Annotated in this window: 19 protein-coding genes; 9 read left to right on the forward strand and 10 right to left on the reverse strand. The window is 56.8% G+C overall.

The genetic code is table 11. The annotated features are described in order from the left end of the window. Positions 1-12 precede the first annotated feature (12 nt). The 3 genes from ACKGJP_RS35985 (at position 13) to ACKGJP_RS35995 (ending at position 5,406) form a co-directional block, all read left to right on the forward strand. Positions 13-1,617, forward strand: a complete 1,605-nt coding sequence (locus tag ACKGJP_RS35985; protein ID WP_409343494.1) for an SWIM zinc finger domain-containing protein — start codon at positions 13-15, stop codon at positions 1,615-1,617. Beyond that, on the forward strand, positions 1,614-4,562 hold the full coding sequence (locus ACKGJP_RS35990; protein WP_409343495.1) for a DEAD/DEAH box helicase: 2,949 nt from the start codon (positions 1,614-1,616) through the stop codon (positions 4,560-4,562). The genes ACKGJP_RS35985 and ACKGJP_RS35990 overlap by 4 nt, the downstream gene beginning before the upstream one ends. A gap of 130 nt (positions 4,563-4,692) precedes the next feature. Continuing rightward, positions 4,693-5,406, forward strand: a complete 714-nt coding sequence (locus ACKGJP_RS35995; protein WP_409343496.1) for a DUF421 domain-containing protein — start codon at positions 4,693-4,695, stop codon at positions 5,404-5,406. A gap of 27 nt (positions 5,407-5,433) precedes the next feature. Here ACKGJP_RS35995 and rluF read toward each other — a convergent pair whose 3' ends face one another. Further along, positions 5,434-6,132 (reverse strand): 23S rRNA pseudouridine(2604) synthase RluF, encoded by a 699-nt coding sequence (rluF, locus tag ACKGJP_RS36000; protein WP_409347348.1) that lies wholly within the window; start codon positions 6,130-6,132, stop codon positions 5,434-5,436. A gap of 167 nt (positions 6,133-6,299) precedes the next feature. Continuing rightward, positions 6,300-7,994, reverse strand: a complete 1,695-nt coding sequence (locus ACKGJP_RS36005) for a M3 family oligoendopeptidase (protein ID WP_409343497.1) — start codon at positions 7,992-7,994, stop codon at positions 6,300-6,302. A gap of 313 nt (positions 7,995-8,307) precedes the next feature. On the opposite strand from ACKGJP_RS36005, the gene ACKGJP_RS36010 reads away from it, so the two are divergent. The 4 genes from ACKGJP_RS36010 to ACKGJP_RS36025 all read left to right on the forward strand — a co-directional run bounded on the left by ACKGJP_RS36010 (position 8,308) and on the right by ACKGJP_RS36025 (position 10,874). Continuing rightward, positions 8,308-9,096 (forward strand): hypothetical protein, encoded by a 789-nt coding sequence (locus ACKGJP_RS36010; protein WP_409343498.1) that lies wholly within the window; start codon positions 8,308-8,310, stop codon positions 9,094-9,096. A 41-nt stretch (positions 9,097-9,137) separates the two neighbouring features. Next, on the forward strand, positions 9,138-9,296 hold the full coding sequence (locus ACKGJP_RS36015; RefSeq protein WP_409343499.1) for a hypothetical protein: 159 nt from the start codon (positions 9,138-9,140) through the stop codon (positions 9,294-9,296). Between the two features lie 557 nt (positions 9,297-9,853). After that, entirely contained in the window at positions 9,854-10,516 is a 663-nt protein-coding gene (locus ACKGJP_RS36020) for a DUF2642 domain-containing protein (RefSeq protein WP_409343500.1), read from the forward strand. Positions 10,517-10,712: 196 nt separating this feature from the next. Beyond that, positions 10,713-10,874, forward strand: a complete 162-nt coding sequence (locus tag ACKGJP_RS36025) for a hypothetical protein (protein WP_409343501.1) — start codon at positions 10,713-10,715, stop codon at positions 10,872-10,874. A gap of 93 nt (positions 10,875-10,967) precedes the next feature. Here ACKGJP_RS36025 and ACKGJP_RS36030 read toward each other — a convergent pair whose 3' ends face one another. The 3 genes from ACKGJP_RS36030 to ACKGJP_RS36040 all read right to left on the reverse strand — a co-directional run bounded on the left by ACKGJP_RS36030 (position 10,968) and on the right by ACKGJP_RS36040 (position 13,955). Continuing rightward, positions 10,968-11,441, reverse strand: coding sequence for a DinB family protein (locus ACKGJP_RS36030; protein WP_409343502.1), 474 nt, complete (start codon positions 11,439-11,441; stop codon positions 10,968-10,970). Between the two features lie 133 nt (positions 11,442-11,574). Beyond that, a complete protein-coding gene (locus ACKGJP_RS36035) occupies positions 11,575-13,068 on the reverse strand; it encodes an FGGY-family carbohydrate kinase (protein WP_409343503.1) in 1,494 nt (497 codons plus the stop codon). A 281-nt stretch (positions 13,069-13,349) separates the two neighbouring features. After that, on the reverse strand, positions 13,350-13,955 hold the full coding sequence (locus tag ACKGJP_RS36040) for a hypothetical protein (RefSeq protein ID WP_409343504.1): 606 nt from the start codon (positions 13,953-13,955) through the stop codon (positions 13,350-13,352). 239 nt (positions 13,956-14,194) lie between these two features. Between ACKGJP_RS36040 and map the strand changes: the two genes are divergently transcribed. Together map and ACKGJP_RS36050 are read left to right on the forward strand one after the other, a co-directional pair. Beyond that, positions 14,195-14,947 (forward strand): type I methionyl aminopeptidase, encoded by a 753-nt coding sequence (gene map / locus ACKGJP_RS36045; RefSeq protein WP_409343505.1) that lies wholly within the window; start codon positions 14,195-14,197, stop codon positions 14,945-14,947. A gap of 74 nt (positions 14,948-15,021) precedes the next feature. After that, entirely contained in the window at positions 15,022-16,719 is a 1,698-nt protein-coding gene (locus tag ACKGJP_RS36050; protein WP_409343506.1) for a sigma-54 interaction domain-containing protein, read from the forward strand. Between the two features lie 782 nt (positions 16,720-17,501). Here the strand turns inward: ACKGJP_RS36050 and nagZ are convergent. The 5 genes from nagZ to ACKGJP_RS36075 all read right to left on the reverse strand — a co-directional run bounded on the left by nagZ (position 17,502) and on the right by ACKGJP_RS36075 (position 24,655). Continuing rightward, positions 17,502-19,115, reverse strand: a complete 1,614-nt coding sequence (gene nagZ, locus ACKGJP_RS36055) for a beta-N-acetylhexosaminidase (RefSeq protein WP_409343507.1) — start codon at positions 19,113-19,115, stop codon at positions 17,502-17,504. Positions 19,116-19,436: 321 nt separating this feature from the next. Further along, complete coding sequence (pruA, locus tag ACKGJP_RS36060; protein ID WP_409343508.1) at positions 19,437-21,008, reverse strand: L-glutamate gamma-semialdehyde dehydrogenase; 1,572 nt, start codon at positions 21,006-21,008, stop codon at positions 19,437-19,439. 48 nt (positions 21,009-21,056) lie between these two features. After that, entirely contained in the window at positions 21,057-21,971 is a 915-nt protein-coding gene (locus ACKGJP_RS36065) for a proline dehydrogenase family protein (protein WP_409343509.1), read from the reverse strand. A 323-nt stretch (positions 21,972-22,294) separates the two neighbouring features. After that, entirely contained in the window at positions 22,295-23,716 is a 1,422-nt protein-coding gene (locus ACKGJP_RS36070) for a stalk domain-containing protein (protein WP_409343510.1), read from the reverse strand. A gap of 78 nt (positions 23,717-23,794) precedes the next feature. Beyond that, a complete protein-coding gene (locus ACKGJP_RS36075; protein ID WP_409343511.1) occupies positions 23,795-24,655 on the reverse strand; it encodes a DUF72 domain-containing protein in 861 nt (286 codons plus the stop codon). Positions 24,656-24,861: the final 206 nt, after the last annotated feature.

Raw genomic sequence — 24,861 nt, forward strand, 5'->3', positions numbered from 1 at the left:
GCGAAACGACCGATGCTCAAGCTAAAGCTTCCCGCAAACCGAATCACCTACATGGCCGATGAAATCCGGTCGCGCTTTGACCCGGGCATTTTGGAACGGGGCTGGCTTTATTATCATAAGGGCCGGGTCAAGGAGCTGGAGCTGGAAGGCGGCACGGAGCTGCGCGCCCGCGTACGCGCGGCGGAATCCTACCGCGTAACCATCGATCTGGATTCGTTTGCGCGAAGTACCTGCGAATGCCCGGCCGACGGCTGGTGCCAGCACATCGCGGCAGTCTTCTTTCAAGCTTACGAGCCGCACGGCCGGCCTGAGCTTCTGCTCCGTCAGATGCAGCTCGCCATACAAACACGCGCGCGCAACAGCAAAACGGCCGCCGCCAAAGCACGGAAGGAACAAGAACGTCCGCCGGCCGTCGAGCCGGGGAGCGGTCCGGGAGAATGGCACCGTTTCTTCGAGCAGCGCTTCTACGGCTATTCGCTAAATAGCCCGCAAGCAGTCGAGGAATTTTACGACATGGCCGTCCCTTCGCTGGAGAAGCTGGCCGAGGGTTGGGATCCGCGTTTGAAGATCCTCTACTCCCTGCACGTGCTGCTGTTCGTGCTCCGCAAGGTGGAGCAGCTTCACGAGGATAGCCAATCGACGTATCTTTCTTATTACGTCGGCGTCGGCAGCGCCACCGTATCGGAGCGCTGCCGCGGGACGCTGGCCGAGCTGCTTGCAATAAACGATCCGTCGCCCATCCGGACCGCGTATCCGAAGCATTGGAAGGAAACGGTCGCATTCGCGGCGGAAACGATGCTGACCGGCAAAGCCGGACCGATCGACTGGCTGGACGTGTACCGTCTGCTCTGGTGGCGCTGGTTCGACGATACCGCCGTTGACGGAACCGGCGTCCGCGAGGAACGCACCCGGCTTACCGGCCTGCTCAGCCGATCCGGTTCGACGCCCCGCCGCAAGGATATTTTGCTGCTCGCGCTTGCGCATTTCGATCTGATGGCGGGCGACGACGAACAGGCGATGCGCCGGCTCGAAGCCCTGCACGCCAAGAAGGTCGGCGACTTCCGCGTCGTGCTGCAGCATTTGGCGAACGGCGAGGCATGGAACAGGCTCGTGACGTGGCTGCGCTGGATGCTCCCGGAAACCGCCAAGGCGCGGCAGGACGAATTCGTCATGATTTGCGGGTTTTGGCAAGCGGCGGCGCCGCATTTGGCATCGGACGAAGAATGGGTGCGCGTCATGCTGTCCCTGCTCCCGCGGAGCTATCCGTTCTACGCCGGGTATTTGATGCATTCCGGACGGGTGAAGCAGTGGGTCGATTTGCAGCTGTCGCTCGGCGTGCTGCCGAACCGGCTGAACGCGATCGATCTGAAGACGGTGGAGAACGAGGACACGGCGCTGCTGCTGCCTCTCTATCACCAAGCGGTCGAGCGTTCGATTTTGGAGAAGAACCGCACCTCCTACAAGACCGCCGTGAAGCTGCTCCGCAAGCTTCATGCCATCTATAAGAAACTGAAGAGGCTGGACCGCTGGGAGGACTATCTCCAGCAGCTGGCCGTCAAATATTCGCGGCTGCGCGCCTTCCAAGAGGAACTGAAGAAAGGGAAGTGGCTCACATGATCGCATCGTCCGCCGTTACCGTCACTTGCTCTTGGCTGCCTTCGGGCGCGCTGTTCCTGTGGGGAGCACGCAGCCCGCACAGCTCGGTCGACCCGCTCGAATTCAAGCATCAGCTCTTCGCTTGGCACGAGGAATCGTTCTACGGGACGTTCATCGATACGGCCGAGCATCTCAATAAAGAAGGGGTCATCCTTCCAGCCTCCCTCGCTCTCGACTATTTCTGCGAGACGGTGCAGCTTCAGCACGCTTCCTTCCGCTGGAGCCCCGAGCTGGAGGCGCTGCGCAAGCTGGCTCCGGCTGTCCGTCAAGCGCTGGAGGAAGGCCGCTGCATGCCCGATTTCGAAAAGTGGAAAAAAGGCGCGATCGGCTGGAAGCTCGACCTGCCGGACGACGACGGCTCGGCAGAGGGGACGGTAGCGAAGGAGTGGATGAATACGCTCCTGACGGAATGGGCCCGCAAGCAGCCAGCCTTCCGCGATGCGCTGGCGCGTCTGGAGCAGGCGCATCCGCAGCTCCGCGAAGGCAGCCTCGCGAGCGGCCTGTGGCTCGACGAAGAGGATTGGCTGGTCGCGATCGGCTGGAAACGGGATTCCAGCCCGTTCCGCACCTGCCTGCAGCTTGTCGAGCCGGAGGAAGGCCGCGAATGGCGCCTGCAGGTTCTCCTGCAGGACCGCCGCAACGCGGCTGTGCTGCTCGCGTGCAGCCCGCAGGGCATGCCTACGGGCGATGTCAGCCTGCCGGAAGACTGGCAGGACGACATCGCCCGCGTAGGCAAGGATGTGCAGCGCTGGCTGCACATCCTGCCCTGGCTGCGCGAGCCCGGCGAGCCCGGGCGGATGCGCGAGGAAATCTCCCACGACGAAGCGTGGGAGTTTCTGGCGCATGGCAGCCTGCGGCTCGCGGAAGCGGGCAGTACGGTGTTCCTGCCCGCCTGGTGGGAGCGCGTCAGCCAGCTCAAGCCGCGGCTGCGCGCCAAGATCAAATCGCCGGCCGGCGCTGCCGGCGAATCGATGTTCGGCATCGGCCAGCTGATGCAGTTCGACTGGCGGCTCGCCGTCGGGGACATGGAGCTGACCGAAGCCGAGTTCATTCAGCTGATCGAAGAGAAACGCAAGCTTGTCCGCTTCCGCGGCCGCTGGATTCAGCTTGATCCGCGCCAGCTTGCACAGATCGAACAAGCGATCAAGAAAGTGAAGAAGAAGAAGGGACTGTCGCTGCGCGACGTCCTCGAGCTGCATTTGCTTGGAACGGCGGACGCCGAGCAGGCCGCCCAAGACGCGGGCGATCCCCGCTTCGACGAAGATAGCGGAGAACGGCTGGAGATGGAGGTCGAGCTGAACGGCCATCTGCTGCGGCTGATCGACCAGTTGAAAGAGCAATCGTCAATTCCTCGCATCGTCCCGCCCGCGCAGTTTCGCGGCGAGCTGCGGCCTTATCAGCTGGACGGCGTTTCTTGGATGATGTTTCTGCGGCGCTTCGGACTCGGCGGCTGCCTGGCCGACGATATGGGCCTTGGCAAGACGATCCAATGGATTACGTATCTGCTCGCCATAAAACACGAGCGCCTTGCCGCCAGCTCCAGCTTGCAGGACGGCGAAGCACAGCCGTCTCTGCTCATTTGCCCGACCTCCGTGCTCGGCAACTGGCAAAAGGAGCTGCAGCGTTTCGCCCCCGAGCTGCAGGTGCATTTGCATTACGGTCCTAATCGGCTCAAGGGAGACGCTTTTACCCAAGCCGTTATGCAGGCCGATCTGGTTATGACGTCTTATACGCTTGCGCATCTCGACGAGCAGGAGCTGACTCAGACATCCTGGAACTCGATCTGTCTAGATGAAGCGCAGAACATCAAGAACGCCTATACCAAGCAAGCTGCCGCCGTGCGCAAGCTGGACGGCTACCATCGCATCGCTCTGACCGGGACGCCGATCGAAAACCGGCTGACCGAGCTGTGGTCGATCATGGACTTTCTCAATCCCGGCTACCTCGGGACGCTGCGGGAGTTTTCCGCACGGTATGCGCTGCAGATCGAGAAATCGAAGGATACCGCGGCCATCGCGAAAGTGCAGCAGCTGATTCGCCCGTTTATGCTTCGCCGGGTCAAGAAGGATCCGGCTATACAGCTCGATCTGCCGGATAAATACGAAAGCAAATCATTCGTTTCGCTAACGCCGGAGCAGGCTTCGTTGTACGAAAACTACATCCAGGATATGTTCTCACGCATCGACCGCTCTTCCGCCATGGAACGGCGCGGACTCATCCTGACGGCCCTGACGAAGCTGAAGCAGGTGTGCAATCATCCGGCGATGCTGCTCAAGGAAGGAACCCGCGCCAATTGGCGCGAGCGCTCCAACAAGCTGGAACGAGTCATCGATATGGTGAGCGAGCTGCGTCAGGAAGGCGACAAGTGTCTCATTTTCACGCAATTCGTGGAAACCGGCCACATGCTCCAATCGGTGCTTGCGGAGGAGTTGAAGGAACCGGTGCTCTTTCTGCACGGCGGTACGCCAAAAGCGTCCCGCGACCGGATGATCGAGGAGTTTCAGAGCGGTCAGGCCGCAGCTTCCGCTTCACCGAACGTACCGGCGAACGCGAACGACGCTCCGGCGGCGGACTATGGCGTGTTCGTGCTTTCCCTGAAAGCCGGGGGAACCGGCCTAAACTTGACGGCCGCCAACCATGTTTTCCACTTCGACCGCTGGTGGAACCCCGCCGTCGAGAATCAAGCAACGGACCGCGCATTCCGGATCGGACAGACCCGGCATGTGCAGGTGCATAAATTCGTGACGCTGGGCACGCTGGAGGAACGCATCGACGAAATGATCGAACGCAAACAAAGCCTGAGCCAACAAATCGTCGGCAGCGGCGAGAACTGGATTACCGAGCTGTCCACCGCCGAGCTGCGCGATATTTTCGCCCTTCGCCGCGATTGGGTCGAATCCGATTGACGGAAACAAGCAAGTCGCAGAGGCGGCTTGCTTTTTTTTATCCCGCCATGATGCATGTATAGTTTGTTTCTGCCAAATCATACTAGAGGCAACCGTCAAATCCGCTAATGCCAGCGTTAAAGGAGGATTCATGGGCACCTTTTGGGAAATCGTTCTCCGAACTATTGCCGCTTTCGTATTGATTTTGGCCATTGCACGTTTACTCGGCAAGCAGACCGTTGCTCAAATGACCTTCCACGACTTCGTCGTGACGATCACGCTGGGCGCCATTGCCGCAAACCTCGCCTTCAATACCGCATTTCACATGTGGCGCTTGCTGCTTTGCCTCCTTCTATTCAGCGCGATCGCCTATTCGCTCTCCCACCTCTCCCTGAAAAGCCGGTCGGCCCGCAAATGGATATCGGGCAAGCCGACGATCGTGATCGAGAACGGCAAGATACTGGAGCAAAATCTGCGTAAGCTTAAGCTTACTCTGGATACGCTGAGTCAGGAGCTGCGGGAAAAAGATATTTTCAACCTGGAAGAAGTGGAGTATGCCGTATTGGAGCTGAACGGAAGGTTTTCCGTGCTCAAGAAGCCGGAATACCGGCAAGTCATTCGCAAAGACCTGGCGATCCGGACGCCGGGCAAAGAGCGCTTTCCGGTGGAACTGATCATGGACGGAACCGTCATCGAGGAAAATGTGGCCCAGCATCCCCGAAAGGGCGAGGAATGGCTGACACGGGAGCTGGGTAAGCGGAATCTGCGCGTTACGGACATTTGCTACGCCGTCATAGGTACGAACGGAAAACTGTTCATCGACACGTACGAAGATCATATCAAAAAGCCGATCGACAAGGAGTAACCTTGCGTTCGGCTTTTTGACGCGGGATCAGCTGCGCCCGAACCGCTCCGGCAGCAAGCCTTTCAGCTCCGCTTCGGATAAGTCGCGCCATTGCCCGATCTTTAGAGCGCCCAGCTTAACATTGATAATTCTGACCCGCTGCAGGCGGCGCACGTTGTACCCGAATGCTGCGCACATGCGGCGGATTTGCCTGTTCAGTCCCTGTGTCAGTACGATCCGGAATACCCGTTCGCCCGTCTGGGTAACCTTACAACGCTTCGTCACCTCGCCCAAAATTCGGACGCCGTTCGCCATCCCATCCAGAAAAGCGGCGGTAAGCGGCCGGTCGACGGTAACGATGTACTCTTTCTCATGATTGTTCTCGGAGCGTAAGATCTCGTTGACGATATCCCCATTGTTCGTGAGCAGAATAAGCCCTTCCGAATCCTTATCCAGCCGCCCGATCGGGAAGATGCGCTCCGTGTGGCCTACGAAGTCTACGATATTCCCTTTAATATGCTGCTCCGTCGTACACGTAATGCCGACCGGCTTATTTAACGCGATGTACACGTGCTTGGTTTTGTTCCCGATCGGCTTGCCGTTTACCCTCACGTCGTCGCCTTCCGCCACTTGGCTGCCGAGTCCGGCGCGGACGCCGTTTATCGTCACTTTGCCTTCCTCGACCCATTTGTCCGCCTCGCGGCGGGAGCATACGCCCGTCTCGCTTATATATTTATTGATTCTCATCATTGTGTGCGATCACCCGCATCTATCTTCTCATTTCCGCCGCCCGATGTCCAATCGCAGGACGTGCATACGCCGTCACTCTTGCGCCGAATCCCTACGGAGAGTATCCAACGTATGAAGACGGCACTGTAACGTAGGCGACCGCCTGCGCTGCATGAACGAACAGCCTACAGCTTCGTGTCGTCGATTGCGCCAAGACTCCGCTCGATGTGTCCGATCACCGATTCCACGCAGCCGTCCTCGAACGGCGAGCGCAGCCCCGCTTCCTTGGCCAGCTCCGTAAACGGCTTACTGCCGCCCAGCTTGCACAGGTGAAGGTAGTCGGCCCATGCCGCCTGCCGGTCCTCAGCCGCCCGCTTCCAGAACTGGAGCGCGCAAATTTGCGCCAGCGTATAGTCGATATAGTAGAACGGCGCGCTGAAAATATGCCCTTGCTGGTGCCAAAAGCCGCCGCGCTCCAAATAATCGTTGTCCTCGTAATCGCGGTGAGGCAAATACTTGCGCTCGATATCCCGCCATGCTTGCTTCCGTTCGGCCGGCGTCACTTCCGGGTTCTCATAGACGAAGTGCTGGAATTCATCGACGGATACCCCGTACGGAATGAACAACAGCGCATCGCTCAAATGGGTAAACCGGTATTTGTCCGCATCCTCCTTAAAGAACAGCTCCGCCCACGGCCACGCGAAAAATTCCATGCTCATCGAGTGAATCTCGCAGGCCTCCAGCGTCGGTCCGTAATATTCCGGCACCTCGAAGTCGCGGCTCAAATACATTTGGAACGCATGGCCGATTTCGTGCGTCAGGACGTCTACATCCCCTGTCGTTCCGTTGAAATTCGCGAAAATATACGGCGAACGGTAATCCGGGAAATACGTGCAGTAACCGCCGCCCGCTTTTCCTTTTTTGCTGGCGAGATCCATCAGCTCATGCTCTTGCATATAGCGGAAGAACGAGGATGTCTCCGGCGACATTTCGTCATACATCCGTGTCGCCCGATCGACGATCCAATCGAGATCCCCCTTCGGTTTGGCGTTGCCGCTCGCGAACACGTACTTGTCGTCGTAATAACGGATCCGGTCTACGCCGATTCTTGCGCGCTGCCGCTCCTTCAGCTTGGAAGCTACCGGCACGATGTGCACCTTCACCTGGTCGCGGAAGTTGGCCACCTTAGCCGCATCGTAGCCGATTCTCTCCATCCTGGCGTAGCCGAGCTCGACAAAATTGCGGTAACCCAGCTTCCGGGCGATCGACGTACGCACCTTGACCAGTTGATCGTAGATGCCGTCCAGCTCTTCCTCATGCTCGCGGAAAAAGCCGTATCTCGCCTCTCCCGCCTGCCTGCGTACCTCGCGGTCGGACGATTGCATGAACGGCACGAGCTGCGAAAGCGTTCTTTCCTCGCCCTGGAACGGGATTTTGGCCGAAGCAATCAGTCTCGTATAGTCGCTGGACAGCTTATTCTCCTGCTGCAGCTCCGCCATCACCTCAGGCGAGAACGTACGCAGCGCCAAGTCGGCAAGGCTGAACAGCTGCGTTCCCCATTTGGCTTCCAGATCCCGGCGGAACGGCGAACGGACAAGCACTTCGTACAACCGCGTCGTCATGCCTTGCACGACAGGCTGCGCCTCATCGTCGAATTCTTGCTCCGCCTTATAGAACGGATCGTTCGTATCGACCGTATGACGGACACCGGCGATAGACGCCATCGTCCGGTATTCGCCCCGCAGCTTGTTGATCGCCGCCAGCGCTTCCATCTGCGTCTCCGCCGTCTCCGCCTGCTCCAGCTTGCTTAACCATGCATTGAATTGTTCCTCCAGCTTGGCCATATCCGGCCTCCGGTACGAAAACTCGCTGAATTTCATCCCTCGATCGCTCCTCCCGAATCCTAGTAACATTCCTTCTCGGCTTGCGGCACTTCCATTCTACTAACGTCGCGCACCGTTTTCGCAGCACCTTTTCTATTCTTATAGAAGCGGCTTCGCGTCAACTGTATTTTACCACGTTGCGGACGGCAACCCAAAAGCCTTGTCTACACTAGCAGTACTCCGCGAAACACTGATAGATAAAGGTGGAATTTCCGAGAATCTAGTTGTTTGGCTAGTACCTCTTAAATAAGGGATACGTATATATAAAGTACAAAGCACCACCAATGATAACCGAAAGGGGAACAATCAAATGGCAGGACACAGCTATCTGAAGTCCATGGTAGGCAAAGAGTTTAAAGTGAACAGAGGAGGGCACGACGCAGTCTGGGGGAAATTGATAGACGTCAAGAACGACTTTCTGGTTCTGGATACCGGCGAAGGCAACGGCATTTGCTACTTCAACCTGAAACACATCAAGAGCTTCAATGAAGTCATCGGCGGCCAAAACGGTCAAAACGGCAACAACAATGGCAATGCCAACAGCAAAATCACGTACAGCAGCAGCCCTGAATATGTGCATGCCAGCAAATTTTCCGAAGTTCTCGAAAAACTGCGCCCGAACGTCGTCACGATCAACCGCGGCGGCCCTGAGAAAATCGAAGGCGTACTGACCGACGCCAATGAAGATTATATGATCGTCGTCGTCAACAAAGACATCATCCGCATCCCGACTTACCACGTCAAATCCATCTCGCTCTATACCGGCAATAACGACAAAAACGACGGTAACGGCAACGCCAACGCGAACAACAAAAACGACAAGAACGACAAGAATGACAAGAATGACAAGAACGACAAAAACAAAAACAAGTCCGGCGGCAAAAACGACAAGTCCGGCAGAAACCGCCGCGGCAACACGAGAGACTACGACCGCAGCGGCCGTAGCGACGAGCGCAGCGAACGCAGCGAACGCCGCGGACGCAGACGCAACGTTTACAGCGGACGTACGCGCACCACTTACGGCGGGCGTAAGCAAGCCAGAACGCGCGTTGCCGGCAAAAGCACGGCTAAAGTCCGGGCGAACGTTCGCGCCAAGTAACCCTTCCCGTTCTCTATGCACCGATAAGGGAGGGATAACCTATGATACTGCTGCCGTATCTCATTTCGATTCTCGCAGGCTTCATGCTCTATATGCTGCTTAAACCTCAAACGAACCCGCCAGCCGAATTCGTCGAAACGAACGAAGCACCCGATTCCTCCAACCTTCCTTTCCGTCACAAAGCGAGCTCCAATGCTTGATCAGCAACTTCTTCGCCGGCTTTACGGTCGCCCTGCCGGGATTCGTATTCCTATGACGGTCCCGCAGCGCAACCGAGCCGATACCGACCGCATTCCTAGCCGCATCGCTTCCCGCGGCCGGTATCGTCCCGCCGGCAGTCCTAAGCCGCCATGCAGGAATCGCTTCGGGGACGGCCATCCCTCTTGCAGCGGCGATCGTCACGTCGGCGGGCTTGAAAACACCGGCATGGCCCGGTGGTCGGCTTGGAAGCTCATCCGCTTAGCCAAAGGCTCCGGCGTTCGGTTATACGTTTCGACCAGCCTGCTATGCTTCTTGACTGTCCTTGCTCTCAGTAGCGGCGGAGGTATGGCGGTTGCGGCATCGATATTCATTCAAGATCGCAGCCGTGCTGTCTTACCGCCCCGTCAAAAAATTTCTTCTCTCCTGTCAGATGCGCCGGCGGCTTCTGCCTCCGGCGTCCCTGTCGGGGTAAGTGTATGACTTTTCGCAAGACTGCTTGGCTTGTAAGGCTGGACTACGCTTTTCCATTGACTATCCGGAAGGGAGGCAGCCGATATTGAATGGCATTCGAAATTTCCTAGGTAAGCATATCGACGTGAACATATCCGGGAAAGGCGTGATTACCGGGTTGCTAATCGACCTTGGCAGCGACATTATGGTCATTCACGACGGGTTCCACTATTTGTACATCCCACTCGTGCATATCCAAAGCGTGAAGCTGAGCACGACCGATCTCACGATTTCCGAACTGCCCGAGCAGCCGATCGAGAACCATGCGGAGCCCATTTCCTACCGCAAAATGCTCGTTAACGCCAAAGGGCTTTTTCTGGAAATATACACATCCGGCGGTCACTCGATTCATGGTTACTTGACAGGCATCATGAACGACTATTTCGTGTTCTACTCGCCCGTTTATCATACGGTTTTCATTTCCATGAACCATTTGAAATATTTGATCCCGTATCAGCAGGACATGACTCCTTACTCGCTCAATCAGGAGTATTTCCCGGTCAAACCTTCCAATATTACGCTAGCCCGGACGTTCGAGCAGCAAATCAAGAAGCTGGAAGGGAAATTCGTCGTTCTAGACATGGATGAACATCCTCGCAAAATCGGGCTTCTCAAAAGCTTCGAGGACCTGCAGCTCGAGCTCGTTACGGCTAACGGCGAGACGTTCTATTGGAATATGCACCATATCAAAACGGTTCATCTCCCCTAAGACTAATCACGCCGGCATATCTCTGTCTCCAACCTGCGGTTCCTCCGCGGCGATGGAGGCTTTTTTGCGCTTCCGAGAGTACCGCCTTTTAGCATCTTCTGGAACCGGAGGTTACCGAAAATCGGGATTTTATAAAAACGGCCGATTTGGCACATGTTAGAAATGGTTGTCACTATCTCAAAAGGAGGCCGTCAACATGGAAAACCGCACGCATGAAGGAAACTACGAAGGCACTCGCAATATGAAGCCGAAAAATCAGGATATGGCATTCGTCAACGATACGATCGATCAAGCCAAAAGCACGACGAATCCGGTAGGCGCCGTCACGAAAGAAGGGCACGACAAAACGGCGCAATAGCCCGGTTTCCGGCCCCCGCCTTGGCCAAAGCAGGCGAGCGTCTTCAAAAAAGAACCCGGCTGACGGTCAGCCGGGTTTCTTGATTTTGCAGGACTACGGCTTGTTAACAACCGCGAGGGATGCAATCTGCTGCATATGATGCTCGTCATGCCAGGCGAAGTCGGCGATATATTCGATCACGACGAATTTGCAGTCGACCGCGGCATAAGCCGTACCATACTGCTCCTCCGGAATGGCTCTCAAGTGACCGACGATTGCCCGACGAACCTCGGTTGCTTCTTCCAGCAGCTCGTTTCGGCTCTTGGTTGTGCCGTACGCAGCCGCTTCCCTGTTAAATTGTTCGAAATCCAGATTCGCGAGCGTCAGCGGCTCCCCGTTACGCGCTCTGGCAACGGCGGTCTCCATATAATACCGGTCCCACAGCATCATGTGGCTGACGATATCCCGCGGCGCCCACTTGCCCTCCCCGATCGGCGTCGTCCATGTGCGCTCGTCCATCCCGTGCAGCGATTCCGCAAAAGCGATCCACTTCTCCATCGATTGAACCAGCTGCTCTTTGTTTGACATAAGCTCTCCTCCAAAACGGTATTTTATAAGAACATATGTTTGTAATTCGCGTTTGCCGGTCAAATCCCTGCTCGCTATAGAAAAAAATAAAAACCGCCGCAGTCAGCCTGCGGCGGTGTCGAGGACAACTATGCTATTGACGGTAAAACTGACCCAGCGCCGCAAGCAACGGCACATAGCCGGTTTCGTACAGCTTGCGGTAAGCCTCGTGGCGCTCTCCGTCCGCATCGATACGGGAGGAACCGGACGTGCGAACCGCCTTCACCGCTTCGTCCGGCGACCCGTAGACGCCGCAGCCGATGCCTGCGGCCATGGCAGCCCCGAGCAGCGTCGCCTCTTCGATCGGCGGCACCTCCAGCGCGCAGTTCAGCACGTCGGCCTTCACCTGCAGCCATTGCCGGTTGCGCGTTCCGCCGCCTACGACGAGCAGCTTGTCGATCGGACTGCCGGCAATCTCTTCCGCGGAGCTGCGGATTAACTGCAGCTGGTACGCGGTCCCTTCCAGCACCGCCTTGATCAGCTCGCCCTTGCCCTGCTTGCCGGTGAAGCCGATGAACGCCGCCTTGGCGCGCGGGTTGGGTGACGGGGCTCCGCTGCCCGACAAGTATGGATAATAAAGAATACCGGTAGGACCCGGTTTTACGGCGTCAAGCAGCCTGATCAGCTGCTCGTAGCTCATCGGTTCCTCGCCGAATTGGGCCCGCAGCCATTCGACGGAACCTCCTGAGGCGGAATTGCCGCCCATCCAGAAATGGCGGTTCGGCACGACATAGCAGCCGTAGGACAACCCGGAATCAAACTGCTTACGGGTCAGCGGCCGCTCCTCCAGCGTACCGACTAGCGTCTCCGCCGTCCCCATCGAGTCGTAAACGACGCCCGGCTCGATCGAGCCGACGGCAAGGGCTGCGATGACGTGATCATGGCCGGCAACCGCTACCGGCGTCCCCTGCGCAAGTCCTGTTGCAGCGGCTGCCGCAGCCGTGACGTCCCCTGCCCTAGCACCGCTCGGCAGCGCCTGGGGAAAGAGCGATTCGTCCAGTCCGAAATGGGCGAGCCATTCTTGGTTCCAGCTCTTTTGGTCGATGCGGAACGCCAATGTCCGCGCCGCCAGCGAATAGTCGATCGCCATGCTGCCAGAAAGCCTGTACGCGATGTAGCTGGACGCCGAAAGCCACGTGACCGGACCCTTCAGCGCCTCCGGAAACCGGTCGCGAATCCACAGCAGCTTGGCGAGCCCCATTTTGAAGCTGTTGCGAAGCCCCGTTTGCTGAAATAAATCGAACGGATCCGACTCTTGCCCGATCCGGTCGGCTTGCGCCTGCGAGCACGTATCGAACCAAGGCATGAACGGGGACCGGGCTTGTCCGGTTTCCCGGTCGACAAGAAGTCCGCTCTCCGCCATGCTTGTAATGCCTATTGCCGCAACCCGAGGCTCTCCGGCCTGCAGGAGTACCGTCCGGATTGCAGAAGCGATGCTTTCCCACATTTCCTCCGGATCGTAGTAGGCATACCCGTCACTGTGCGTGTGGGTCACCGTTCTGCGGCTTTCGATCGCAACCGCCTTCCCGTCTTCCGTATACAACCCGGCCTTGCTGTTCGTCGTGCCGATATCAATGCCTAGAAGCATGGCTTCATACATCTCCTTTAAGGGGCTTTCTGTCTTTATGTAAACGTGTGCAATTCTACTTCCCAGCTACTTTGCTTCGCTGCTATCGCCTCGGGCCCGCACATTCTCAACCAAACACCATCGGAGACATGACCGCCTCCGGCCGAACGGCTCCGGCTTGAGAGGGTACCCTCCGCATAGCTGCGCTTCTGACCATTTTAGCAAAACCTTCCGTAGAAAAAAAGACGCCCGCTCGGTTTAACCAAGCAAGCGCCCTTGAACCTAACCCTTTCTCGTTCGAATCAATAGCATTGGAATTCGTCAATTTGACGGAGATCGACGCCGAAATATTGCCACCAGAAGCCGTTCCAGCGGAAGCCCGAAGCCGAACGATGACTGACATTCGTCAGGAAGGCCCAATATTGATCTCCGTTACGCTGCCAAATGTAGACGAAACGGAACGTACATGGCCGGATCGAGCCGGGACTTACGGCAAACGCGCTAGGGCCCTGAGACTTTACCGGTTTCGTCGGCGTAATATTGGGCGGCGGCGATTGCGGCATTCCCGCTTGGCCCGGTCCGCCCGGCATGCCCGGGCCTCCGCCGGGGAATCCGGGTCCGCCCGGCATCCCTGGGCCGCCGCCGGGGAATCCCGGTCCGCCCGGCATCCCTGGGCCGCCGCCGGGGAATCCCGGTCCGCCCGGCATCCCTGGGCCGCCGCCGGGAAATCCGGGTCCGCCTGGCATCCCTGGGCCGCCGCCGGGAAATCCGGGTCCGCCCGGCATGCCCGGGCTTCCGCCGGGGAACATACCGCCGCCGGGAAATAGCCCGCCGAATATGCGTCCGTCTTCGGTCGTGCCCGGCACCACCCAGTAATAATTAGATGGTATTTGTCTATACATATACATATTTTTAATCCCCTTTATCCGGTATTTGGCCCGCATCGCTTTCCGGCGTGTGGGCGATTTCATCAACAGTATATGTGACATCCGCCCGAAGTTTATGGGCGAATGCCCGTTTTACGGAAAAAGATCGGTTCCCTTTTGCCTTCATCCGCTTATATTGATACTATAGGGGCATACAGGGCGCCCAACGGGGCGCCGTAAACCCAAACCATGACATCTGTACGATTAAAGGAGGGCCCGCTTTGGTTACCATTAAAACAAAAGAGCAAATCGCTCGCATGAAGCAAGCCGGCCAAATTCTCGCCGACATTCATAAAGAAATCCGCCGGATGATCAAACCAGGCGTAACGACCTGGGAAATCGACCAATTCGCCGAATCCTACATGCGCAGCCACGGCGCTACGCCGGAGCAAATCGGCTACCGGGGCTACGAATACGCTACGTGCGCTTCCATTAACGATGTCATCTGCCATGGCTTTCCGAAGCGCGAGCCTCTGCAGAACGGCGATATCGTCAAAATCGACATGGTCGTCAACCTGAACGGCTGGCTGGCCGACTCGGCTTGGTGCTACGCGGTCGGAACCGTCTCCAAGGAAGCGGAAAACCTGATGGCCACGACCAAAGAGGCGCTGTACCGGGGAATCGCGCAAGCGAGACCGGGCAACCGAATCGGCGATATTTCGCATGCAATCCAGTCGTTCGCGGAAGAACGCGGGTATTCGGTGGTGCGCGATTTTACCGGGCATGCGATCGGGCAGACGATTCACGAGGACCCTCATGTTCCCCACTACGGCCCTCCGGGACGCGGACTTCGGCTTAAGGAAGGCATGGTCATCACGATCGAACCGATGATCAACACCGGGGCGTACGGTACGCAGATCGACGCCGACGGCTGGACGGCCCGCACGATCGACGGAGGCTTGTCCTGCCAGTATGAGCACACGGTTGCGATTACGGCCGACGGCCCCTATATTTTGACGGATCAAGACGAGTAACCGCGTCATTAAGGTCCGCTAATTATGGTATAATCGTTGAAAAACGCGCATACCTGCTACGAAAGGAAACGTCTATGCTCCGGTTCGGTCATCTTCCCCTAATTCGTTCCTACGTCTCCGTTTCCCCTAAGCTCTCGGGTGCGGAGGCTTCCAAACAGCATAAAGCCGAGCCGTACGTCGTCATCGAAAGCGATCCGCCTTACGTGCTTACCGCAAACGAATTTGCCGCGGCAGCGGAGGAGGCCGGTCAACGACCGGTGATCGAAGCCTTGGAAAAAGCCGCGATCGCCCCCTCCTCCGTCTTAACCGCGGAAGAGCTGTCGTCCGCTGACCCCGACTGGGCCCGGCCTCTGCTGATCCGCCGCGAAGCGGGCGGCGGCTGGGACGGCATCGTCACCGCCGCCGAACTGGCTCCGCGGCTGATCAAGGAACACAAACAGCTGTGGGCCTATTTCATGACGCTTGCGGAGACGGTCGGCGATGCGGTTACAGCCGTGGACAAATTCGGCAAGGTGCTCTGCTGGAACACGGCGGCGGAGCAGACGTACGATATCAAGCGCGAGCAGATCGTCGGACAAACGATCGGCGAGCATTTCGAAGCGGAATCGATCATGCTCTACCGGATTTTGGACGAAGGGCGCACGGTCCGGCAGGTGTACCACCAGCCGACGGCGGACAAGCACGTGCTTATTAACGCCTCGCCGATTGTCGAAGCGAATGAAATTATCGGCGGCATCGCCACCGAGCACGACATTACGCGGGTTGTCCGCTTGAATAAGGAGCTGTACGAGGCTCCCTTATGGCTTGAACATGAGCGCCCGGTCGACCTGTTCATGAGCGTGGACGGCATGCAGCCGGCGATCAAGCAGGCGCTTAAGGTCGCCTCCACTGACAGCGCGGTGCTGCTTATCGGGGAGCATGGCTCGGAGAACGAGCTGCTCGCCCAGGCCGTACACGATGCCAGCGCCAGGCAGAACGGGCCGTTCCTCTCCGTCAATTGTGGAGCGTTCCCTGCCGGCATTCTGGAGACCGAGCTGTTCGGCTACCAGAGCGGCGCCTTTACCGGCGCCGAGCCGGAAGCGAGACCCGGCAAGCTGGAGCAAGCCGGCGGCGGCACCTTGTTCATTGACGAAATCGACGAGCTGCCCGCAGAGCTTCAGGTAAAGCTGCTGCAAACGATCGAGCAGGGCTCCTTCACCCGCCCCGGCTTCCCTGAGCCTATTCGGGTAAACGCCCGGATTATCGCCTCTGCGGCACCCGTCTTATATGACAAATGGAAGCAGGGCATTTTCAAAAGCTCGCTCTACTACAAATTAAGCGCCGTCAGCATTACGATTCCGCCGCTCCGCGAGCGTACGGAAGACATCCCGCAGCTTGTTCAGTTTTTCCTGCGGCAATTCAGCGCCAAATACCAGAAGCCGCTGCCAAGGCTGGATACGCCGGTTATGTCGGCGCTTATGAACTATGACTGGCCGGGCAACGTACGCGAGCTGCAGCAAGTGGCCGAGCGTTTCGTCCTGCTGCAGCAGGACAACGGAACGGTCCGTCTCGAAGACGTGCCAAAGGAAATGCTCGCCGATACCGGCGAAGACGCGGTCGAAGATGCGGGCACGGACATGCTTCTGAAAGCCCGCGTGTCCGAGGAGCAGGAAGCGGCCATGATCGAGGAAGCGCTGCGCAAAACATACGGCAATAAAAGCGCCGCAGCCAAGCTGCTCGGCATTTCCCGGGCGACGCTCTATAACAAAATGCGGGAGTACGGCTTGGGGTAAGAAGCTTGTAGGAGCGGCGGCAAGCAGCCGGAATAACGGATATATGAGGCTCTGGATGAGTGAAACTTAGCGGATTTTAGAGGCGCTATTTTGAAGTGTTCTCTGCATGAGCGAGGCTTAACGGATTTTCGCGGCGTTATTTGTATTCGTTCAGCCCTATGCAGGCGGCAATATCTTGTATAAGGCCCTCTCAGTCCGCTAATATCCCCATCTTCTGCGGAATCGATCTTTTAGCGCCTCGAAAATCCGTTATTGCAACAGAGGGCGCCCGCTACAAGGCATGTTGACTTCCTATGGAAATCGGTTCTACATGATTGACAAATAAACCTCCAATCCGCTTACACATGATAGCGGATTCGGAGGTTTATTCGTTCATTATGGAAAACTGTCCGTTGATTGCAGTCTCGGAACAGAGCGCCTCAACCCTTTTAGACAGTTTTCTCTGTATTAGAAGCCCCTGACGTCGCCTAATTCCCTTGTTTCAGTTAATCGAGGGAATTAGCGGCCTCTAGGGGCTCTTAATCCCGGCGATCCAGCAAGTTTCGGCTATTTCGCCGGAGATAAGAGTCTTTTGCGTCGCCTAATTCCCTCGTTTCCGGTTAATCGAGGAAATTAGCAGTCTCCAGGGGCTCTTAATCCCGGCGATCCAGCCAGTTTCGGCTATATCGCCGAGATAATCCGGGCGAGTTGACTGGCGGCGGCCATAGCCATAGACGGCTATCATTTCCGCCGCCGTATCACGTCCGCGGTTACGAACAGGCGGCCCCCCTCTTCGCCCCTGCTTACAACGTTACAGGGAGCTTCCCCTCTGCCGCAATCTTGCCGGTCAACACCTTGGCGGCGCTTTGCAGCGCCAGGGGCCTCGACTCGTAGGCAGCCAAATACGTGGAAACGTCCGGGAACCGGCGCAAATCGTAAGGAATCCGCAATGCGACGACGACGAGCTTTTTGCCGAGAGCATGCACGGCTTGAACCAGCTCGGCTTGCGCAGGGTTCAGCGATGCGTTGTAGGTACCGATGACAATCTGTGCGTACTCGGGCGACTGGGCACGTTCAAGCGTATTCGCCAGGCGGCTCGACGCTTCGGCAACCGGGATGACAACTTCCTCGGCGTCAACCCCTTCAACCGAAAGCGCATTGCCGAGCGTCGTCTTGATCGCGATCGCCTCGTCGACGAAGGAGGACACAGCCGCTTCGAAGCTGATGACGAGCGTCTTTACCGCAGCCAGCGGAAGCAGTCCTTGCTCGTCTTTGACAAGCGTGATGCTGGCTTCGCTGATGCGGCGAGCAACCTCGCGGTGCTCGGCGCTGCCGATCTGCGCAAACGGCAAGTAACCGTCCTTGCCGTCCGATGGCGGGCCGCCCGCAAGCAAGCCGCGTTTTTGCTTCAGCGCAAGCAGCCGCATGACCGATTCGTCGATACGCGCTTCACTAATGCGTCCGGATTCCACCGCTTCCACGAGCGCTTCGATCGCTCCCGCCTGCAGATCGAACCGATGGCTGATCAGAACGGTATCGGCCCCCGCTTCAACGGCCATTACTGCAGCCCGAACCGTACCGTAATGGTCGGAGATCGCCTGCATCTCCATACAGTCCGTCATGATGACACCTTCGTAGCCGAGCTCCTGCCGGAGCAGGCCGGTAAGTACGGCATGCGACAACGTAGCAGGCAGCTTCTGCGATTCGAATGCCGGAAAGTAAATATGCGACGACATGATCGCATCGACGCCTCCCGCGATCGCACGGCGGAACGGCGCAAGCTCGACTTGCTCGATTCGCTCCCTGCTATGCGTGATGGTCGGCAGGTCCAGATGGGAATCGACATTCGTGTCCCCGTGCCCCGGAAAATGCTTCGCCGTAGCAACCACATCCGCTTCCTGATAGCCGCGGATCGCCGCTATGCCGAAACGGCCGACTTCTTCCGGAGATTCTCCGAATGAGCGGACTCCGATAACCGGATTGTCCGGGTTGACGTTCACATCGAGCACCGGAGCGAAGTTCAAGTTAATGCCCAGAGCCCTCAGCTCCCGTCCCGAAACGTATGCGGAGCGGTACGCCGAATCCGCCGAGCCGCCCGCGGCAATCGCCATATTGCCGGGCATCAGCGCCACACCCTCCGTGATGCGGGCCACCATGCCTCCCTCCTGGTCGATGGAGATCCAAAGCGGCAGCGTGCCCGCATGGACGGCCGATTTCTGCAGCCGCTCGTTTAAGGACGCCACCTGATCTAGCGATCCGATGTTGCGGGCAAACAGGATGACGCCGCCCAGGTGGTGCTTCTCGATCAGCTCCGTAATCGACTCATTCGGCTCCAAACCTTCAAAGCCCGCTTGTATCATTTGTCCGATTTTTTGCCGCAAGCTCATGGCTGCGATTCGTTCCGCCAGTTCCTTCATGTTGTCTCCCTTCCGTATCTACGTTTGCGTCCTATTCTATCTCTCGCTGAAACGCAGTATTGCCTCATTTCAGTTATCCCGATGACGGGACCCTAAAAATCGTTATATACCCTCATTATACAAGTTGTGAAATTTTAAAATCAATATTTTATATTTTTATGAAATAATATTTCAAACATCATGCATAAGACTTGTCCCCGAAAGATTCTTTCTCAGACAATATAGTCGCAATTTGCCTGAACGAATCCATATTCCACGCAAAGAAAAAAGGACCGCCCCACAGCCATTTAAGACCTGTTGGGACAGTCCCCTGTAAGAAAATTACAATTTGCGCGAAGTCAGCTTAGCCTGCGTAAAGAGGAGCAGGTAGTCATGGCCGCCCGCTTTCGAATCGGTGCCCGACATGTTGAATCCGCCGAACGGATGCACGCCGACAAGCGCGCCCGTACATTTGCGGTTAATGTACAAGTTACCGCAATGCACGGTCTCCAGCGCTTCTTCGATCCGCTCTTCAACCGCAGAGAAGAAGGCGCCCGTCAAACCGAACTCGGTATCGTTAAACATGTCGATCGCTTGCTTCCAGTCCTTCGCTTTGGCGATCGCAAGCACCGGCCCGAAAATTTCTTCCTGCATAATGCGCGCTTTCCCGTCCACATCGGCGATGACAGTCGGCTGAATATAGTAGCCGTTGCCTTCCGCTTTGCCTCCGCCTACGAGCAAACGGCCTTCCGTTTTGCCGATCTCGATGTAGTTCAGAATGCGTTCGTACGACGTTTTGTCGACGACAGGTCCGATCGGATAGTTTTGCTCCGGCAGGCCGACAACCAGCTTGCTAGCCAGCGCGGCAACCTTTTCGACCACTTCGTCGTAGACCGACTCGACGATAATGGCACGGGAGCCGGCGGAACACTTCTGCCCTTGGAAGCCGAAGGCCGAAGCGACGATCGCCGAAGCAGCCGCATCCAAGTCCGCCGTTTCGTCCACGACGATGCCGTCTTTACCGCCCATTTCCGCTACGAGACGTTTGATCCAAATTTGCCCTTCCGACGTTTGCGCCGCAAGACGGTTGATATGCAGGCCGACTTCCTTCGAGCCCGTAAAGCTGATAAAACGCGTTTTGGGGTGCAGCGTCAAGTAGTCGCCCACTTCCGCGCCGCTTCCCGGAATGAAGTTCAATACGCCGTCCGGCAAGCCGATTTCTTCCATCAGCTCGACGAACTTGTGCGCGATAACCGGTGTTGTCGAAGCCGGCTTCAGCACGACCGTATTGCCGGACACGATAGCCGCAGTCGTCATGCCGACGCAGATCGCAAGCGGGAAGTTCCAAGGCGGAATCACCACGCCGACGCCAAGCGGGATATACGTAAGACGGTTGTCCTCGCCTTCCAGCTTCACTAGCGGCTGATGAATCGACGTCTCGCTTAAGCGAATCATTTCACGGGCATAATACTCCATGAAATCGATCGCTTCCGCCGTATCGGCGTCCGCTTCCGCATAGTTTTTACCGGCTTCGAATACCATCCATGCAGAAAACTCGTGTTTGCGCTCGCGCATCCGTTTAGCGGCCTCGAACAGGAATTCCGCGCGTTCGCGCGCAGGAACCTTTTTCCACGTCTCGAATGTCGCCACTGCGGTTTGCATCGCTTTCTCAGCCAGTTCTTTGCTCGCTTTGCTGACGGTACCGATCGTTTGGTCGATATTTCCCGGGTTGATCGACACGATTTTGTCCTCGGTCACGATTTTCTCCGAACCGATGTGCAGCGGGTAATCTTTGCCCAGCTCGCTTTTTACTTTAGCCAGCGCCGTTTCCATCGCTTGCTTGTTTTCCGGCAGGTTGAAGTTCGTGAACGGTTCGGTTACGAAAGGCGCGATAGTCGTTTTCAATTGTGTCATGGGAGTCTCCCCTTTAAGCGTATTTTTGAATCGAAAAGGAACGATTGATTATTTAAACATGTTTTTGAGCACGAACCATACGTTAGCCGGCCGTTCGGCCAGTCTGCGCATGAAATAGCCGAACCAATCGATGCCGTAAGGCACATAAACCCGCACGCGGTAACCCTCGTCTACAAGACGCTTCTGCAAATCGACGCAGATCCCGAACAGCATTTGGAATTCGAATTGATCGTTCGAAATGCCTTTTTCCTTGATGAACGCCTTCATATCTGTAATGACCGTTTCGTCATGGGTGGCGATCGCCGCATAATTGCCGTCCAGCAAATGTTGTTTAATGATGGCACGGAAATTGGCGTCGACGTCCTTTTTCTCCGGGAACGCTACTTCGGGGGATTCCTTGTAGGCTCCCTTCACCAAGCGGAGGTTAAGACGCATGTCTTTCAGATCGTTGATATCCTGCATCGTTCTGTACAAATAAGCTTGAACGACGATCCCGACATTATCGTATTCCCGGCGCAGCTCGCGAAGAATATCGAACGAGATTTGACAGTGCGCGAAATCCTCCATATCGATCCGCACAAAGTTGCCGTATTGCTTGGCCCGATCCAAAATGCGGCGCATGTTGTTCATGCAAAGCTCGCGGCTGATATCGAGCCCGAGCGACGTCATTTTGAGCGAGAGGTTCGAAGTAACGCCTGCCTGATGAATCGCATCCAGCGTCCTCAAGCACATGTCGGCGGATTCGTTCGCTTCCTCTTCGGTAAATACAAACTCGCCCAGGTGGTCAAGCGTGACTACCTTGCCTTCACGGTTCAGCTCGCGTACCGCATCGATCGCTTTCTGAATCGTTTCCCCCGCCACGAAGCGGCCCGCGCCAAACCGAAGTCCGTATTTTTTGGCCATTTTGTTAGCCGAACGGCTTTTGGCGAGCGATTGAAACATATTGCGCATAACCATTTCCATGTGGGTCGACCTCCATGATGTGCTCATCACGTTTTACAATAGTGTATTATTTTATACATAACGCACAGCATTTGTGCTATGGCCAGCTTCATCCGTTTCTGCATCTCTCGCCTAACCGTCTTTGACACGGCGCGATCCGCTGCGCGGAGAGCTTTATCCGTCTTTTATGAGCTTATTATACATTCAATTTACACACTTGTATATATATTATACATTTTTGTTTAATGTGTGTTTATTGGCAAAAGAGTCGAACCATGAAGCGGACCCGAAAAAGCAAAAAAACCGCGTCTTCCGAAGAAGATCGCGGTGCAACTGCAAAGCTATTATAGCAGTTCATACGGCCGCAATGGCGCAGTATGCTGTACCGTCTCGTTAAATCGAATGTGATCGATCACGTAAGGAACCCCGAACTGCAGCCTGAAAAACGCCTCCGAGTCGGCACTCCCCGCTTCGTATCCGAACGGGTTTTCGCTTGCCGTCGTATAGAAATAGTACCGCCCGTTCGCCGATCCGAGCAAAGAATAAGGAATTTCCTCCTCGCCCCCCCATTGCCTTAGCTCATCTTCGGTGTAAACATAAACCTCGGCCAGCATCCCCCGTTCGCCGGAAGGCGCTTTATAGGAAACGGTAATTTGTCTTTCCTTCTCCGTTACTTCAATCTTACCTCTCCAATAGGCGGGAAAATAAAACGTCACCCTTTGCGTCTCGCTGGCATATTGAAGCTCGCGGTCTTGGGTATCCGGCACGTCCTTGCCGGCAAATACGAGGCTGCCCGATATGTCGGTCATCTCCCTTTTCGCCGGGACTCCCTTCTCGTATACATCCACCGCACTGTCTCCGTTCTTGAACGTAGTGCGGACGCTTCGGCCCTCCCACAGCCTGCCGTCCACATATACGCCTTGCTCGATGACTCTCCCTTTGCGGTAGGTAGCCCCTTCCCCGTTCTTCAGGTCGTCCTTCCACTTTCCTTGAAACAGAAGGGAACCGTCCCCATCCAGCAGGCTGCCGCTTCCGGATTGCCTGCCGCCGGCAAACGCTCCCGTATATTTCGAACCGTCCTGCAAATAGCGAACGCCTTCGCCTTCCGGCGCGTTATCCGCAAAGTTCCCGGCATACAAGAGGGAGCCGTCCTTTACCCGGTACAAAAAGCCGTATCCGTTCAGCCGGCCGTTCTTCAGTTCGCCGTCATACAGCTTTACGCCGTCCGCGTACAGCTTCCCTTGCCCGTTCCATACGCCGTTCCCGAGCGTTTCGCCTTCGTATTTGAGCTTTGTCTTGTCGAGCAGCTGCTCGCGTATGTATGCCGACAGAGGGGTATAGATGTACACGGCCTGCTGCAGACCGCTCCATACGACGACCCGTCCGGTCGCCTCCCCGATCAGCCGCAGCGGCACGAACGTATAGCCGTCGATCAGACGGGGCGCAATCTCGAGCTGCTTGGCCACGCCGTCGATTAAAGCCGTCCTGTTCCCCACGGTCAATTGAAAAAGAGGGCTCCCTCTCCACGATCCGCTGACCGTTTGGGAATCCCCGTCCCAGCCGATGTCGAGGCCGAGCTTCTCCATAATGGGCCGTACCTGTACAAGCGTCGTTCCGTCGATCAGAACGGGCTGCACGTCGAAGTCCAACGAATGACCGTCTATCGAGACGACGATCCGATCCGCCGCCATCGTCTGTATAGGCACGCACCAAATCAGCACCAATGCCAGAAAAACCATTTTTGCCGCAAGCCTGCTTCGCCGCATCCCGTCTCACCTCGGGCGTTATCGATTATTCTCATTCTACAGTAGGACAAGCGGAATGGAAAGCGCTGTCGTTCCTTGTCAGAACAAGTCCAGCTGCCTAGGTCCGAGTTCCTCGTCGCCGATCCCGAGCATCGCCATCAGCTGTTTGGCATTGGCGGCCGCGTCTCCCCCGGAATTATTGTTGAAAATAACGTTTATTTCCCCGGTTTGCTCCTGCAGCCGCTCCAGCCTTTCCTTCCACTCCAGAAGCTCCCGCTCGCTGTAGCGGTACAAGTACCGGACCTCGCGCCAGCTATGCCGCTCCCGCCCGTCGCTATTCCAGCCGCTTTCGTTCCGGCCGTGAAACCGCACGATCGTAAGCTTCTTGTCCGTCGCCTGCAATACCGTCGGAATGGATCCGATTCCGGCCTGGGGCTCGTCGCAAATGCTGTGAATCCAGCCTTCGCGCTCCATAAAGGAAAGCGTTCTGCCTTCCATGTCCGGCGTGAACCAAGTCCGGTTGCGAAACTCTAGCGCTACCGGCAATCCTTCCATCAGCATCTTCGCCTCGCGCAGCTCGTTCACATGCTCGCGGGTGCAATCGAACCAGGGCGGGAATTGAAACAGTACCGCTTTAAGTTTCCCCGCCGCAACGACCGGCTGAATCGATTCGCAGAACGCTTGGAACATCGCTTCCTTGCTCTCGAACGGATGGGTGGGCTGCGCTCCCCGCAAATGCCCCGTCATCCCTTGATACGCCTTGAATACGAAGCCGAACCGGGCGGGCGTCTCCGCGACCCACTTCTCCGCATTGCGGACAGGCTGTACGGCATAGAACGAACTGTCCACCTCGACGACCGGAAAATGACCGGCATACGTTTTCAGCTTGTCCCGGCTTGACGAGCCGTCCGTATATAAATCCGCGTGGTCTCCCCACCCGGCTAGTCCGATCCGTATCACCCGAATCCCCCTCTTTATGCCAAGCGGCCCGTGACTCCGCCGCCTTCCTTTCGTCACTTTACGAACATTTTACCACAAGCCGTCCCGAACCCCGAACCCCGAGCAAGGCCGTTTGCGACAAATTCACACAAAGTTCGTAATACCCCGACTTAGCTAGAAGGTTTTTCCATTATAATAAGCAAAACGCGTATAACGTATTCGATATA

This window comes from Paenibacillus litoralis (genome assembly GCF_046244365.1).
In the GTDB taxonomy this organism is placed as follows: Bacteria; Bacillota; Bacilli; order Paenibacillales; family NBRC-103111; genus Paenibacillus_V.

What these genes read in the sequence shown, in the direction of transcription:
- ACKGJP_RS35985 (WP_409343494.1), top strand. Translation starts at nt 13, where the DNA reads ATGCTCAAGCTAAAGCTTCCCGCAAACCGAATCACCTACATGGCCGAT.
- ACKGJP_RS35990 (WP_409343495.1), top strand. Translation starts at nt 1,614, where the DNA reads ATGATCGCATCGTCCGCCGTTACCGTCACTTGCTCTTGGCTGCCTTCG.
- ACKGJP_RS35995 (WP_409343496.1), top strand. Translation starts at nt 4,693, where the DNA reads ATGGGCACCTTTTGGGAAATCGTTCTCCGAACTATTGCCGCTTTCGTA.
- rluF (WP_409347348.1), bottom strand. Translation starts at nt 6,132, where the DNA reads ATGAGAATCAATAAATATATAAGCGAGACGGGCGTATGCTCCCGCCGC.
- ACKGJP_RS36005 (WP_409343497.1), bottom strand. Translation starts at nt 7,994, where the DNA reads ATGAAATTCAGCGAGTTTTCGTACCGGAGGCCGGATATGGCCAAGCTG.
- ACKGJP_RS36010 (WP_409343498.1), top strand. Translation starts at nt 8,308, where the DNA reads ATGGCAGGACACAGCTATCTGAAGTCCATGGTAGGCAAAGAGTTTAAA.
- ACKGJP_RS36015 (WP_409343499.1), top strand. Translation starts at nt 9,138, where the DNA reads ATGATACTGCTGCCGTATCTCATTTCGATTCTCGCAGGCTTCATGCTC.
- ACKGJP_RS36025 (WP_409343501.1), top strand. Translation starts at nt 10,713, where the DNA reads ATGGAAAACCGCACGCATGAAGGAAACTACGAAGGCACTCGCAATATG.
- ACKGJP_RS36030 (WP_409343502.1), bottom strand. Translation starts at nt 11,441, where the DNA reads ATGTCAAACAAAGAGCAGCTGGTTCAATCGATGGAGAAGTGGATCGCT.
- ACKGJP_RS36035 (WP_409343503.1), bottom strand. Translation starts at nt 13,068, where the DNA reads ATGCTTCTAGGCATTGATATCGGCACGACGAACAGCAAGGCCGGGTTG.
- ACKGJP_RS36040 (WP_409343504.1), bottom strand. Translation starts at nt 13,955, where the DNA reads ATGTATATGTATAGACAAATACCATCTAATTATTACTGGGTGGTGCCG.
- ACKGJP_RS36050 (WP_409343506.1), top strand. Translation starts at nt 15,022, where the DNA reads ATGCTCCGGTTCGGTCATCTTCCCCTAATTCGTTCCTACGTCTCCGTT.
- nagZ (WP_409343507.1), bottom strand. Translation starts at nt 19,115, where the DNA reads ATGAAGGAACTGGCGGAACGAATCGCAGCCATGAGCTTGCGGCAAAAA.
- pruA (WP_409343508.1), bottom strand. Translation starts at nt 21,008, where the DNA reads ATGACACAATTGAAAACGACTATCGCGCCTTTCGTAACCGAACCGTTC.
- ACKGJP_RS36065 (WP_409343509.1), bottom strand. Translation starts at nt 21,971, where the DNA reads ATGGAAATGGTTATGCGCAATATGTTTCAATCGCTCGCCAAAAGCCGT.
- ACKGJP_RS36070 (WP_409343510.1), bottom strand. Translation starts at nt 23,716, where the DNA reads ATGCGGCGAAGCAGGCTTGCGGCAAAAATGGTTTTTCTGGCATTGGTG.